The sequence below is a fragment of the Enterococcus sp. M190262 genome (assembly GCF_005843965.1).
Classification (GTDB): domain Bacteria; phylum Bacillota; class Bacilli; order Lactobacillales; family Enterococcaceae; genus Enterococcus_D; species Enterococcus_D gallinarum.
The window spans coordinates 3,192,566-3,207,968 of sequence record NZ_CP040461.1; the positions used below are offsets into that span (position 1 = coordinate 3,192,566).

The window sequence follows — 15,403 nt, forward strand, 5'->3', positions numbered from 1 at the left end:
TTTCTGATTTATAAAATTCCGATCGCTGCCAGCAATCCAACGATAACAGTCAGCAATAACATCCCTTTTAGTACATTCAGACCCTTCTTTTCAAAGTAGAAGTACAAGCCCATGATCAGTGAAAGTGGTAAGATGCCTGGCAAGATAGAGTCCAGAATACTCTGTAAAGCAAATTCTCTTTCTGACAGGACAAAAGATAATGAAGATTGAATCGTCACAAACCGTGCCGCCGTCACTCCCATCATGAACATACCAAGAATCGTCAACGCTTTCATGATTAAATTGGCTCTTGTTCCGGCAATCAGTTCTCGAGCCGCTTGCCTCCCTAACCGATAACTAAAGTGGACAAATGCACGGCCATAGAGATACGTTACAACAGAAAAGACGATCCAGGGAATAACCGCACCGAACCATAAACCATCTGCAGCCCAAGGCAGTGCAATCGCAATCAATAGATACTGCAACGTGCCATTATTAATGGAATCCCCGATCCCTGCCATTGGTCCCATCAATCCGACTTTCGTTGCTTCGATCAATTCTGTTGAAACGGTCTGCTCAGAACCTGTTTCTGTCAACTCTTTGGCTCGCTGTTCTTCCAGAGATGCAGTAACCCCAGAAATGGTACTGCCGCCCCAGATCGCATCAGTATTCCAAAAGGTCAAGTGCCGATTGTAGGCATCCCGCAAGTCTTCAGGATCTTTATAGATTTTTTTGAGCAGAGGCGTCAATGCATACATCAACGCCGGTGCTACTTGTCGCTCATAGGTGCGAGGGATTTCGTTCATCCAGTACCAGCGATTCCAAATCTGGTTCAGTTCCTTCTTTGACAGTCCATTGTTTTCAGTCGTTGTGTTCTCTACATTCATCTAGGCTGCCTCCTTTGCATTGATCATAATCATGGTGTAAATACCAGCAGTCACAATACCCATGACCGCCCAAGTAACCATGGTGATCCCTAAATCTTTCAAAATAATCGTTAAGAAGAATGCCAGGAAGAAAAAGAACATGTCGGTCTTTTGACCAATGATCCGAATCAGAATGGCAATACCAACAGCCGGTAATGCACTGGCTACCACATCTAGAATATGAAAGACGACTGTGCCTTCTAATTGTGTCACGACACTCGCTATCGAATCTGCCCCGAAATATAAAGCGATAAATAATACCGGTACATGAGTCAGCATCGTCAAAAGGGTTGGCAGCAGACCGATTGCAAAAGTAAATTTCTTGTCCTCCAGATTATTGACCACTCGATCAATGTATTTGGTCACAAAAGAATTCACGATAATTTTTAATGTATATAAATAACTCCCAAGAATTCCGACGGGAATCGCGATCGCTACTGCCGCTGTCGGCTCTAGATTGCCTAAGATAGCGACTGCTGTAGCAACAGTTCCCGAGACAGCCGGTTCTGTTGCCATCTGCCCGCCTGGCGCAATCTGACCCATAGAAATCAATTGGATAGCTGCACCAACCGTTACCCCTTGGGCAACATCTCCCAGAACGACACCGACAAATAAACTCGTCATAAGCGGACTAAACCGCAAGTTCAAACCTGCATACCCGAAGAAGCGGGCTTGAATCAACGCCACCCAAATTGAGATGATCAACGCCTGGATCACTGACATATGTTTTCCTCCGTTTCTAATTCTATCAATACCAACAGTGAAAAATGAAAGGCGAATAGAAACCAAATTCTACTTTTTACCTAGGATGAAAGCATTACTTGATCCGCCAACAAAAGCAGCTTGCAATAACGAAACAGCGTCCTATTTCCATGAAAACCACTCGATCAAGAAAAAACAAAAAAGGCATCAGACCAGCGTATCCAATGCCTTTGCATAGCGAAATAAACCTCAGAAAAAACGTGAAAATTTCAAAAAATTGTACAAAGCGACTAGTAATCGCTATCAACTTTCGGTAAAATAAACACGTTGGTTCCTTCGGGAAACAACTATGGCAACTTGATTGGTCAGCTCTGTAAACTTGGTGACTGATCAGGGCTTTCTACAGGTGCGCCAACACCCGTAGAAAGTGCCTTTTTTTATTTGGTTTCTATTCCATTTCATCATATAGAAAGCGTTACCTTTTGGCAAGAGGGAACATACGTTTTCGTTGATTTTTTTTGAGGGGATTTTTAGAGGAAAGAAAAAGAAGATACGGGGTATCTAATATAGATTTAATTTTAAAATGAAAGTCGATTAAGAATTTTTCAAGACAGAAACTGCTAATTATATCTATCCAAAAGCACGATATTAAATATACAGATGAGATACAAGGCTAATTAATACCCAATAAATTGTTGAAGAAGACCATTTCAGAAAACATAGATGTCAAAAATATTCTGCTTAGTATAAATTTGATGCTATGAAGCTATATCAAGCCAGTGAAATTTCTTAAATTAACCTGTATTAGTAGTAATACTCTGATCGTTAACTTTTAGTCCAAAATACCGAAAGCAATATCTTGAGAGTTCGTAAAAGTCATATAGATTATGATTGTTTTCACCCAAAAAGCTGGATTCATTGCAAAGTCATATTAAACAATATTGTGATAAAGTTCTATCACAAAAAACTGTAACTTTCAAAAAAAATTTCTATTCCGATATCTGCTAAAAAAAGCGCAACAAATATAGCAACGAATTTTTTCCTAAATTTTTATTAGCCTTAATGGAAAATTAAGAAAAGTAATCTAGGTAAAAAAAGCTTAAACTTTTTTAATCAGTTTAAAGCTAGGTCTACTAAATCAAAATTTACATTCATATATTAAAGAAACCTAAAAATTTTCAAAGTATATCTCGTAAAGGAAATAGTTTAGATAAATTACTTATAAAATATTTTTCAGTCTTTTAGAGAAAGAATCTATTTGGGAAGAGCTAATGAAGTTTTAACATGTTAAAGCTGACTATATATTAATACATCTTTTATCACATTAATTAATACTCAGAAACAATTGAACTAACAGAGTGTAATCTGGGTATAATAAAGACAATCAAATAGTATTTTAACATTTAATTTCATCATAAAAAAGAAGTGGATTTATCCACTCCATAAAAGTCTAACTTTTGTGATAACTACTGTCTTCTTATAGGAATTTTCTAACAACCTTAATTATCTTTAAAACTTTGATAGCTTATTTATTTAATATCTTTATTTTCAAAAGAATTATCTTCTTGATTAGAATGACCTAAAAATGAACTTCTCATATCGTTTTATTTTGAATCTTGAATTTCAAACATAAAAACTTAGTAATTATTTTTTATTAAATACACCCTTTGTATATGCTAAAATAGACAAAAATTTGTTTTTCTCGAAAATAAAAATATACAAGAGTAGCAATCCTCCATTTATAAGTGCAACTAATAATCCATAACAAAATAAGTTAAAAAAATTATTTATTTCGAAAGAACATATGTTGTTTTGAAAATAAAAAACAAAAAAACAAAATAAAGTCATCTTTAAAACTGGTGTAAGAAAAGCTTTAAGAGGCATTTGAAAAAATACTTTATAAATATATCCAATTTCAAGTACAGCCAATAAAATAGCAGTACATAAAATAGCAAATAAAATTCCATAAAATCCATAAAATATATTGAAAACTAACATCATCCCAATCAAACAAATTGCAGCAATTGTTTGAATTCTTTTACCTATTTTAAACTTTCCAGCCATATTAATTATGTTTCCACTTGGAATATGAATAACTTCGAAAAACATGACAAGTATCATAATTATTATAAGCACTTGATTATTATAATTTTGATCAGCCATATTTCTAGTATATAAATTCATAAAAGGACGAATCAAAACTGCTAAACACAATAAGGCATACATTAGTATAGTTAGAATACTAAATTCGTATAAGCTAAAAACTTTATAAACATATTTCTTATCTTTCTCTGAGATTATACGACCAAATCCAATCCTAGGTGCATTTACCACAGAATAAATTATACTCTTAACCAAAGAGAAAATATTATTGTAAACAATGTATACGCTTGCGAATTTAGTCCCCACTGTCATGGAAATAAAGATCATAGGAAAAGCCCCGTATAAAACACTGGTTATTTTCTGTACAAAAACATCTTTTGTTCCTTTTATCCCTTCAAAATCTGGAATCTCTGAAAAACTCAGCTGGGAATATCTTCTTTTGACATAAATAATAATGGACACACTTGTCATAACAGCACTCATCATCATAACGAATCGAATATACAACATATTAGCTTCAATACTGATTACAAATAATATTATTAGTTGTGAGATAACAAGAAAAAAAGCCTGAAATAAGTTAATAATATATTCTTTGAGATCAGTTTGCAAAACTATTCTATACTTTGTCGAAAAATATAAATTTATGAATGTAGAAACTACCATCATGTAAAATGATAAAAAGATGATAGTATATGGTAAATTTGATTTTATTAAAATTGAAGCTATTATTGTCACAATAGTACCCAGTAAAAGGAATAACCATCCTATTTTTTTGAAAATCTTTTCACTTGCAGACAGTATTCTATTTATTAAGTCAAAATCATCATTAGTTAAAGGAGCAAATAAAGAAACACTTATTGCTAGTGTAAATCCTCCCTCTACAACTAGCAACATATTAATTAATTGATTAACAGTAGAATTTAACCCATTGAAGTCAGAACCATATATCTCAATAATTTTTTGTATGACTATAATACTGGTCAATCCATTAATTAGTGATAACAATACTGATGTGATAGCATTTAATAAGCTTTTCCTTGTTTTATTCATCAAATTTTCCCTCTAATAAACTTATAAATATCTTTTCACCAACATATTCTGGAGTATAATATTTGAATGTATTTTTAATAAATTCTGATGGGATTTTTTTATCTTTATATTTCTCAACAAAAGTTAACAATTCACTTTCAGATTTATCTAATTTATACAAATTTAAAATAAGCGCATACGGATATTCCTTAAGTATTTTAAAATACTTATCATCTTTACTCTGAGCGAAATGAACAATTGGTCTTTGGGAAGATATGTAATCAAAAATTTTACTTGGGATAATATCACTCTCTTTGTTCCCTATTGAAATTAAGAAGTCTGATTTAATCATCTCAGATTTGAATTGTTCTGAATCGATAGGCGGATATACTTGTAAAAAAAAGTTGGACTTTTCAAGTGCTTTCAACCTCTCTTGATAATTTCCGTAAGAAAATATAGTAAATAGAATATTCTCTCTGCTTGCTACACCACTCATAAGTTGTATAACTTTTTCCGGATTTCTTTGTTTTCTATCTAACCCCCCACCATATAAAAACCTGATAGTTTGATTATCTTCATTATTATCATCTTTAACAAGGTTTGTATTATATTCTCTTATCATTGGATGTCTAAGTGATACTATTTTATTTATGATATCTTGCGGTATATAGGATGCCAATTCCTCAACTACATCATTTAAACAAAATATTTTACTGAAACTATTGAAAAAATTTGTTTGATTATCAATAATTTTTTTTTTGAAAAACCTTTTTTTAAATCCATTAACATAGGGGATTTTCTCAAGCAGAAACATACATTTTTTTTCTTGGTCGATATCAGAATCTCTAAGTGCCAATGCTTCCTCATACGTTATCGCTATGAATTTATCATAACTATTTTTCAATGAACTGTTCAACACTTCAAGTATCGACATATATACTGATTTATCGTAGTAATTAATCCCTAGATTCCTATTAATTTTATTTACAATTCTTAATTGTTTCTTTTTTTTTGCACGTATTCTTATTACATCAATTTCATTAATAGTCTCTCTTTTATTACTTTCTCCCAAACAAAGTACATCAATAGTAGAATTAGAAGTCATCGCTTCAGCCAATGGCTTAATTAAGTTTCCAGATGCAGATATATCCGGAAAATACTTTCTAACAATAAACAAGATTTTCATTTCAATCATTTATCTCCTTAAAAAATATCTTATCTAAAATCCATAGAGAGTTCAAAACAAAAAATGGCATAAATAATAATGGGTTATCAAATACAACGTTATTCAAAGGCATAAAAACAAGCATTATAATATATATCGGAAGAACTACTATTGCTAAGGGATTTTGGTTTTTTCTGACATCATTAAAAATTAACATAAACATCAGCCCAATAATAACCAAATAGATAGCCACTCCTAAGAAACTAATATCATTTGCAATCCAAGTAAATGCTGTGTGCCAATTGACTCTTGAATCCCATACTGCCTCCATTTTACTTTGAAAAGTTCTTTCCCACAAATCTATACCAAAAAGTCTTTCTGGAATAGAAAGTAAAAATCGACCTGATCCAAAAAAGTATGTTGTAGTAAAATCATGGGTCGTTGCTATTTGGAATCCATAAAATCCTTGGGACAGGTAAGATATCCCTAATAGTAACGGTATAGAAATTCCGACTGGTAAATATTTTATAAAAAAGTTGTTCAAATCAACTGATAAATTAAAAATTGTACCAGGTACTGCTTGGTAATTCATTCTTGAAGAAATCGAGAAAAAGAAATAAAATATTACAAAGAAAATTATTAATGGTGCGAATCTTGCAATAAAAGATTTTTTTTGACTATTAGTCAACTTCATATTTTTATTGATTAATAAAACAGTAACTAAAATCATAGCAATTTTAAATAACCCAAAATTTGTTCCTTTAATTATGGATTGCCCAGACTCAACAAATATATACAAAAACACTATCCATTTTTGCAAAAACTTGAGTTTCCCCCAAAAAAATATTGCTAATACAAAACTCATATGAACTATTGGAGACATAATGGTAGAAATTTGTGTAATAGCACCTCCACCATAGTCGTTAGAAAGATTCTGTGAGTAACCTTGGCTCGGATCAGAAAAACCAAGCAAAAGATTATTGAACATTTGACTAAAACTAGTAAAATTGGATCTAGTTAACATCGACAGTACAGATAACACAATTCCCAAAAAAAGACCCCAATTAATTAATGATTTCCACAAATCATAATTATAAAATGATGATTTGTGGTTCTTTTTAACATTGATTATTTGTCCAAAGTAACTACCAATTTTTATAGCAAACACATACATAATAAAAAGAAATGTAACAATCGTTATATTAAATTTAGGATACCTTATTGGTCCATAGAGGAAAAATAAAAAAGCTATAATCCAATATATCACAAAATAATTGATTACATTTTGTGAGTATAATAATCTAGGTATATTTTTTATTACTTTTTTAACTAATACGTATACTAAGAAGGGAATCATAAGTATGCAAACAAAAATATTGGCCAATATATTTATCATATTATTTCACCCCAAATTGATTTTTCCATAGTAAAATATCTTTTTGAGGCGTGGTTATTTGAGTAATGAACTTATTTTCTATAAAGTTTTGAATCTCTCCTATGCTATTTCTTGAAACTACGGGTAAATTAAAATCTTTTTTCTTTTCTTCTGCTCTATTGTCTACACTAAGTATCAATGTTCTTCTCTCATTCTGTAACGCTCTTATTCCACCATGAAGTCTTGTTCCGATAAAATCTATATCCTGTTGTTTCAGAATGTTATCATATGAGTTTAAATTCGGTTCAATAAATTCTATTCTATCTATTTCATCTCCCATTAAAGAAATGATATAATTCAAATCTCCAGTTCCTTGAGGCCAAAAATAGACGTTTCTATAATTATTTATTAACAAATCTATTAGTTGCTTATCTAAAACCTCGTTCTTGTTATAATCTGTCAATGTAAATACAACATTATTAGATTTATATTGAGGAATTCTATAATTATATTCTTCCGTAAATCCCCACATCGTCGCACAAGATGTATTAACGACATTTTTTATTCCCATATCTTTAAGAATTTTTAACGTATATTCATCTCTAACACTATGCAAAAATTGACTGCTTAGCCTTTTTTTATATAACATCTTTGTATATAGATTAGGTTTATTGCCATATTGCCACCAACCTACTCCCACTAATATTGCAGGATTTAAATAAAATTGACTCAGCTTAACATCCCATTGACGTTTAAAACCAAATTTTGTACTTTTTAATAAATTACTTCCTAATACAAAACTAAAATCCATATCTCTAAATAATCTCATATAGTAGTATGAATTAGGCATATGGGTTGATATTTCAGAAACAAAACTTTGTTTAAGTAAGCTAGATAATTGTTTTTTTGCTGAGTCTGAGATTATCTGATCTCCAATATTTAACGTTCCTATTCCAGGATTATGAAGTAATATTTTATTCATCGACTGAAACCTTTCTGTATAAATTTAGATATTCATCAAACATCATTTCTTTAGAATAATGATATTGGTTTTCCCCTAATCTTGCAAAGTCGCCCACTTCGTATTTTTTTTCAATAGTCTTTATGCCTCGCAAGAGGGCTTCAGTATTTTTTTCTTTCACCACAATACCTGTAGTTTCTGTTATGACTTCAGAACTCCCCCCTGTATCATAAGTTATTATGGGAATACCGCATGAAAGTGCTTCTAAATTAGTAGTTGGAAAATTATCATTTAATGTAGGATTAATAAAAACATAGGCTTTTCTATAAATATTTGCTAGACTTTCTTGATTTTCAGTTTGTTCTATTAACTCAATATTTTCACATTTTTTCAGAGTACTCTTATCTTTTTTGCTTGTTTTTCCGACCAATACTACTTTATAGCTATCATCAATTTTTTTTGACAGATTAACGAAAAAGTTTAATCCTTTTCTATCATCCCAGATATTTGCAACTCCTAGAATCACTTTTTTTTCATTATTTGTACTATTTTTACCTTTATAAAATATACTCCGGTCCACTCCATTATTTATAATTTTTAATGGGTAAGTTTTTAGAAAGCTTTTTTTTACACCATCTGCTAACCAATGTGATGGTGTAACTAAATACAAATTTTTCAAATTTGAAAAATATTTTTTTTTCAATTCAAAGTTTCTATCACTTCTGTTCAATCCCCAAGTTTTCGGATATTCTTTTAACTCCCTTCTTGAGACAGTGATATAGTTTTCATCATTAAAGTCAAAGAACGCACTATGAGGAGAAAATGGCCAGCAGTCATGTAAAGTCCAGATAGTTTTGTAATGATTCTTTTTTATAAAATTAAATAAAATTGGAAAATTAATATAATATCCATGTAAATTATGCAAATGAATAATATCTGGATTGTATTCTTTTATAAAATTCACAAATTTTTTTGTAGATTTTTTTGATGCTAGACCACTATTATCAAAAACTCTGCTTTCAAAAACATGCTTATATACACCAGCTTTAGATTCTATTTTATACTGCTTAAAATTTTCTGAAAGATCATTTCTCCCATAAGCAATGCAAACTTCATGTCCATCTTGCTCTAAAGAATTATATAAATCCATGCAAATTTTACCAGTACTTCCAGATGAAGCAACTGTATTAATCAGCAAAATTTTCATTTAGTCCACACCACACGATTCACATAATCAGTATATGATAAAATAATCCGAAGTACTTTCTCTGATACATTTGCCATAGAGTAGTCTGAAACTTTTCTTAATGTATCTTTTTCCTGTGTTTCCAATACACTAAGTCCTTGCAGTATACGATCGCTAGCTAGTCCGACCATCATCACTGATGCTTCTTCCATAGCCTCTGGACGTTCATGAGCTTGACGAATATTTAACGCTTTGAAATTAAGAATCGACGACTCTTCACTGATAGTTCCACTATCACTTAAAACTGCTTTTGCATTCATTTGTAGTTTATTATAATCATTGAATCCCATTGGTTTCATCGTTTGAACCAAGGAATGAAACTGAATTCCTTTTTGTTGAATCATTTTCATCGTACGCGGATGTGTACTGATAATTATTGGATATTGATATCTCTCAGCGATAGTATTTAATGATTCAACTAAATTAGAAAAGTTTTCTTCTGAACTGATATTCTCTTCTCTATGTGCTGAAACCAAAAAATATTCATCTTGTACTAGAGATAATTCATCTAAAATCATTGAGTTTTCGATATCTTCTTTTCTTGAATTCAATACTTCAAACATTGGGCTACCAGTTTTAATGATACGATCTGCTGGGAGTCCTTCTCTTAGTAAATATTCTCGAGCAATATCACTATAAGTTAAATTGATATCTGCCGTATGATCAACGATCTTACGATTTGTCTCTTCAGGGACACGCTGATCAAAGCAACGATTTCCTGCTTCCATATGGAAAATAGGAATATGTCTTCTTTTAGCTGCAATAGCACACAAACAACTATTTGTATCTCCAAGTACTAAAAAGGCATCTGGTTTTACTGTATCAAGAATTGGATCAATTTTAATTAAAATATTCCCTACGGTTTCAATAGCAGTACCCGTTGCAGCATTCAAAAAGTAATCTGGCTTTTTCAAATTAAAGTCTTCAAAAAACACTTCATTTAACTCATAATCATAGTTTTGTCCTGTATGAACCAATATATGGTCGATAGCTTCAGAATTTTCTAAACGATTGATTACAGCCGATAATCGGATAATCTCTGGACGAGTTCCAACAACTGTCATTACCTTCAATTTCTTCATATTCAAACCTCCATATAATAGGTATCCGGATTTTGAGAATCAAACGGTTCATTTACCCACATAATCGTGACCATGTCTGAGGAACCTAAATTTTCAATGTTATGGGTATAACCTACGGGAATATCCACTACCTCTAATTTTTCTCCGGATACAAAATACTCAATAACTTCTTCAGAATCAATTTTTCTAAACCGAATTACTCCTTCACCACTTACAACCAGGAATTTCTCATTTTTGGTATGATGCCAATGATCTCCTTTAGTGATTCCTGGTTTAGAAATATTGACAGAAACTTGACCTCGATCTTCTGTCCGTAAGAATTCAGTAAACGATCCTCTATCGTCTATATTCATTTTTAACGGATAAGAAAAATCATTTTCAGGAAGAAAGCTTAAGTATGTGCTATATAAATTTTTCTCAATTCGATTACTCAAATTAGGAACAGATAAATTCTGACGACTATCTTTAAAAGATACAATGAGATCCCGTAATATACCTACAGTGATTGTATCAGTTTCTGGAACAACACAGTAGCCTTCTTTTGAAGTTGGATTTCCTTCCAAGCATTGAAGCAATTCTTTAACAACGTCGTCAATATAGCATAATTCAATTTTAGCTGTTTCATCGTTTACAGTGACTTCCTCGTCTCGAGCAATTTTGTAGCAAAATGTGGCAACAACTGTATTATAATTTGGCTTTGACCACTTACCATATAGATTAGCAAAGCGATAGACATATACCTTAGCTCCTGTATCTTCTTGATAAGAAAGCAATAAATCTTCTCCTGCTTTCTTACTTTTCCCATAAGAGTTATCTAACGCGGCCTGAATGGAAGAAGAAATCATTACTGGACAAGTATTGTTATACTCTTTTAACTTATCTAATAGGAGAGATGTGAATCCAAAATTTCCTTCCATGAATTCTGAATCATCTTTAGGACGATTAACTCCGGCCAAATGAAAAACAAAATCAGCTTTTAAGCAATACTCGTCTAGTAAGTAATCTGGCGTATCAATATCATAGCCAAAAATGTCAGAATAACCTTTATTCTTCAATTCAGCCACCAAATTTTTACCAACAAAGCCATTTGCGCCTGTCACTAAAATTCTCATTGTTTTCTCCACTCTTTCAACTCTTCTTGAACATACTCTAGCTCTAATAGCTTTTCTTTGATTTGTTCTACTGAAAGACGTTGTGTATTATCTGAATTATATTCCCCTTCTTGAGTTAATTCTGTACTTCCTTCCACAAAATACTTGTCATAGTTCAAATCACGTGTATCAGCAGGGACACGATAGAAGTTGCCCATATCTTTTGCCACAAGATATTCTTCTTTTGTAAGTAAAGTTTCATATCGCTTTTCACCGTGTCTAGTACCAATGATATGAATTTCATTATCTGCATGAAATAGTTCTTTCACTGCTTGTGCTAGATCTCCAACGGTAGAAGCTGGCGATTTTTGAACCATGATATCCCCTGCTTTTGCATTTTCAAAAGCAAATACGACAAGTTCAACTGCTTCTTCTAAGCTCATTAAAAATCTTGTCATACCTGGGTCTGTCACAGTTAATGGCTTACCGGATTTGATTTGTTCAATAAACAAAGGAATAACAGAACCTCTAGATGCCATAACATTGCCATAACGGGTACCACAAATCATAGTATTATCGTCAGAAACAGTTTTCGCTTTGGCAACAAAAACCTTTTCCATCATTGCTTTTGAAATTCCCATAGCGTTGATAGGATAGGCCGCTTTATCTGTTGAAAGGCAAATAACTTTTTTGACTCCCATTTCAACAGCTGCAGTCACAACATTGTCTGTCCCCATAACATTCGTTTTGACAGCTTCCATAGGAAAAAACTCACATGAAGGAACTTGTTTTAAAGCAGCCGCATGGAATATATAATCAACATTATACATTGCGTTTTTCACGCTATTTATATCCCTTACATCACCAATATAAAATTTTAATTTATCATTATTGTATCTCTTACGCATATCATCTTGCTTTTTTTCGTCACGTGAAAATATACGGATCTCTTTTATATCGGAATCTAGAAATCTCTTCATTACAGCATTTCCAAAAGAGCCTGTTCCACCCGTTATTAATAAAACCTTATTTTTGAACATTATTTTTCCTCCAGTACTTTAAAGATCATATTTCTGTATTTTTCAATTTGAATATCTCTACTATAACTTTGGGTAACTAAACTTTTCATATTTATTTCCATTTGTAAAATCTGATTTTTATCTTTTAAGAGAAGCAAAAGCCAATTGACTAATTTCTCAGACTCACCATTTTTGACAGATATCCCTGCGTTATTTTCACAAATTTCTTTTGAAATATCTGTATCTGTATTCATGATGGCAATAACAGGCTTTTCTGCTTGATAATAGCTATATGTCTTGCTGGGAACTGCTAGACCCGCTAAATCTTTTTCAAGCGAAACAATGAAAAAATTAGTAATATTCAACGCATCGTTAAAATCATTGCCACTCAGATAATCATACAAATAACAATTTTCCAGTCTAAAATTGTTAATCACATTTTTTATTTCTTCTTGTTTATTTCCATGCCCTGCAAAAAGAAAAGCAATTTTGTTTTTTGGAATAAGTGGGTTTGAAATCACATCAATAATAGTTTCTATATCTTGTGCTGTTCCCATATTCCCAAAATAGGAGACAATAATCTGATATTTTTCTCTGAGTGCTGAAAATTCTCTCGACTTAATACTTGTAACCTGAAAGTTTTCTGTTGCCCAATTTTGTATAACTGAAACCCTATCAGATTCAACCTTTCTTTCAGAAACTATAAAATTTTTCATGTCATTTGATAATGCAACAACTTGTGCCGCGTTGGGATATAGCTTAGAATTAATTTTTCTCATAACCTTTGAAATCAAACTACTTTCTTGAATTGCATTTGTTCGTTCCGCAATTTCAGGATAAAGATCATATGCAACGAAAATAATTTTGCATTGAAATAGTTTTTTTGCAACGATTGCAACCAAGGGTAATATTGGTGGATTTGAATAAACAATAATTACCTTGTAATTCCTACATTTCATTATATTCAGAATCATGGTAGCGGTGAATGAAAAATAGTTTATCAAGCGACTAAGAAAATTTTTCCTCCCCAGTTGAAGATATTTCTTTCTGAAAATAGTCATCCCCTCTACAACTTCTTTTTTGAGAATGATCTTTTCTTTTCCCATATATTCTTTAGGGTATCCACACATTATATCAATAGTTAATCCAGAATTTCTTAAGCCAATTGCTGTTTGGTATGGCAATAGTGCAGATGACACATACTCTGGATAAAAAAACTGACACATAAATAGTACATCTTTTCTCACTTTTCACTCTCCTCAATGCTACAGACAAAATCCTTTTCTTGATAGGAAAAATTTATATCTCTATATGAAGAATCTGGATACCCTAACATTGTCGAATCATAATATAAAGAACCAAAAACTTTTTGTATTAGCCTTGACTTAAGAGAGAAAAACTTTATGACATTTTGGAATCCTGGAATTAACGTAATTTTTCTATTATGAACTCTAGCTATTTCGCGGACTAATTCTGAAGTATTCACAAATTGTTTATTTTGAGGGTGATAAATTCCCTCTAGTTCATTATCTATTATTATTTTTAAAAAGCTATGCAGATTTTCAATGTAAAGCATGCTTCTTTTATTATCTATTTTAGGAAAAAATAATATTTTTTTTACTAAACTTGATAATTTTTGATAGTTGCCAGTACATCCGGCTCCATATATCATTGGTGGCCTTATTATTGCTACTTTAAATTCATCATTTTCCAAGTTTTGTAGAGCGATTTCTGCTTCAAGTTTGGATTTTCCATATGCGGTTCTAGGATTCTTCTCTGTATTGATTCCGATAGCTCCCTCATCTACGCCAAAAACCGACATCGTACTAAAAAAAATGAATTGCTTCACCTTTTCGTGACAAGCTTTTTCAGCCACCTCAACCGCCAAATCTCGATTTATCTTATAGTAAAGTTCTTGATTTTTTTCTCTCACATGTACAATTGCCGCTAAATGTACTATACAGTCGTAATTCGAAAAGTCTTTCTTTTTCCAATAAGTATCTCTGACACTAATTGTTTCAAAAGAATACTCGTATTTATGTTGTTCCGTCCATTCCACGAAAGAGGTGCCAATATAACTATTTTCTCCGGTGATGAGAATTCGTTTCATTCCACATCCTCCTTCTTTATCGTTCCGGTACCACCTTCGACGACACCATCACTTTTAAATACAGAGATAATCGTTCCAAAGAAACATCTAACATCCATTCCAAAACTAATGTGTTCTGTATAATGCCCATCAAGTTTAGCTTTTTCCTGTATCTCTAACTCATCACGTCCACTGATTTGAGCCAGTCCAGTCAATCCTGGACGAATGTCATTTGCCCCATATTTATCACGTTCTTCAATCAAATCGTATTGATTCCATAATGCCGGCCGTGGACCAATCACTGCCATATCACCCTTTAGGATATTAAAAAGCTGCGGCAGTTCGTCTAGACTTGTTTTTCGCAAGAATTTCCCAACTTTTGTAATAAAAAAATCTGGATTTTCCAATAAATGAGTGGGCATTTCTTTGGGGGTATCAACTTTCATTGTGCGAAACTTGTAGATATTAAAATGACGTTTGTCTTTGCCTACTCGTTTTTGTTTGAAAATAATTTGACCTTTTGAATCTACTTTGATTGCTAGACACAAGATCAAAAAAATTGGGGCAAGAATGATTATCCCCACTAAGGACAGCAAAAAGTCAATCCCTCGCTTTACCCTATCTTTGTACACT

Annotated in this window: 13 protein-coding genes; all 13 read right to left on the reverse strand. The window is 32.0% G+C overall.

Translation table 11 applies throughout. The features are described 5' to 3' along the window. Window positions 1-8: 8 nt before the first annotated feature. Window positions 9-866, reverse strand: a complete 858-nt coding sequence (locus tag FE005_RS15085) for a PTS system mannose/fructose/sorbose family transporter subunit IID (protein WP_138372123.1) — start codon at window positions 864-866, stop codon at window positions 9-11. Next, window positions 867-1,628 (reverse strand): PTS sugar transporter subunit IIC, encoded by a 762-nt coding sequence (locus FE005_RS15090; RefSeq protein WP_138372124.1) that lies wholly within the window; start codon window positions 1,626-1,628, stop codon window positions 867-869. Between the two features lie 1,623 nt (window positions 1,629-3,251). Next, complete coding sequence (locus FE005_RS15095) at window positions 3,252-4,763, reverse strand: hypothetical protein (RefSeq protein ID WP_138372125.1); 1,512 nt, start codon at window positions 4,761-4,763, stop codon at window positions 3,252-3,254. Further along, window positions 4,756-5,937: a glycosyltransferase family 4 protein gene (locus tag FE005_RS15100; protein WP_138372126.1), complete on the reverse strand. Its 1,182-nt coding sequence runs from the start codon at window positions 5,935-5,937 to the stop codon at window positions 4,756-4,758. Before FE005_RS15100 ends, FE005_RS15095 begins: the two co-directional genes overlap by 8 nt. After that, a complete protein-coding gene (locus tag FE005_RS15105) occupies window positions 5,930-6,958 on the reverse strand; it encodes a hypothetical protein (protein ID WP_142434520.1) in 1,029 nt (342 codons plus the stop codon). Before FE005_RS15105 ends, FE005_RS15100 begins: the two co-directional genes overlap by 8 nt. 346 nt (window positions 6,959-7,304) lie before the next feature. Further along, the gene (locus FE005_RS15110) at window positions 7,305-8,264 is read right to left on the reverse strand and encodes a polysaccharide pyruvyl transferase family protein (protein WP_138372128.1); all 960 of its coding nucleotides are present in this window, start codon (window positions 8,262-8,264) and stop codon (window positions 7,305-7,307) included. After that, window positions 8,257-9,450 (reverse strand): glycosyltransferase, encoded by a 1,194-nt coding sequence (locus tag FE005_RS15115; RefSeq protein WP_138372129.1) that lies wholly within the window; start codon window positions 9,448-9,450, stop codon window positions 8,257-8,259. The genes FE005_RS15110 and FE005_RS15115 overlap by 8 nt, the downstream gene beginning before the upstream one ends. Further along, window positions 9,447-10,571: a non-hydrolyzing UDP-N-acetylglucosamine 2-epimerase gene (gene wecB / locus FE005_RS15120; RefSeq protein WP_138372130.1), complete on the reverse strand. Its 1,125-nt coding sequence runs from the start codon at window positions 10,569-10,571 to the stop codon at window positions 9,447-9,449. Before wecB ends, FE005_RS15115 begins: the two co-directional genes overlap by 4 nt. A gap of 2 nt (window positions 10,572-10,573) precedes the next feature. Continuing rightward, window positions 10,574-11,683, reverse strand: a complete 1,110-nt coding sequence (locus FE005_RS15125) for a capsular polysaccharide biosynthesis protein CapF (RefSeq protein ID WP_138372230.1) — start codon at window positions 11,681-11,683, stop codon at window positions 10,574-10,576. Next, complete coding sequence (locus FE005_RS15130) at window positions 11,680-12,702, reverse strand: polysaccharide biosynthesis protein (protein WP_138372131.1); 1,023 nt, start codon at window positions 12,700-12,702, stop codon at window positions 11,680-11,682. Before FE005_RS15130 ends, FE005_RS15125 begins: the two co-directional genes overlap by 4 nt. Beyond that, complete coding sequence (locus FE005_RS15135) at window positions 12,702-13,928, reverse strand: glycosyltransferase family 4 protein (RefSeq protein ID WP_138372132.1); 1,227 nt, start codon at window positions 13,926-13,928, stop codon at window positions 12,702-12,704. Before FE005_RS15135 ends, FE005_RS15130 begins: the two co-directional genes overlap by 1 nt. Further along, on the reverse strand, window positions 13,925-14,791 hold the full coding sequence (locus FE005_RS15140) for an NAD-dependent epimerase/dehydratase family protein (protein ID WP_138372133.1): 867 nt from the start codon (window positions 14,789-14,791) through the stop codon (window positions 13,925-13,927). Before FE005_RS15140 ends, FE005_RS15135 begins: the two co-directional genes overlap by 4 nt. After that, a complete protein-coding gene (locus tag FE005_RS15145; protein ID WP_138372134.1) occupies window positions 14,788-15,402 on the reverse strand; it encodes a sugar transferase in 615 nt (204 codons plus the stop codon). The genes FE005_RS15140 and FE005_RS15145 overlap by 4 nt, the downstream gene beginning before the upstream one ends. Window position 15,403: the final 1 nt, after the last annotated feature.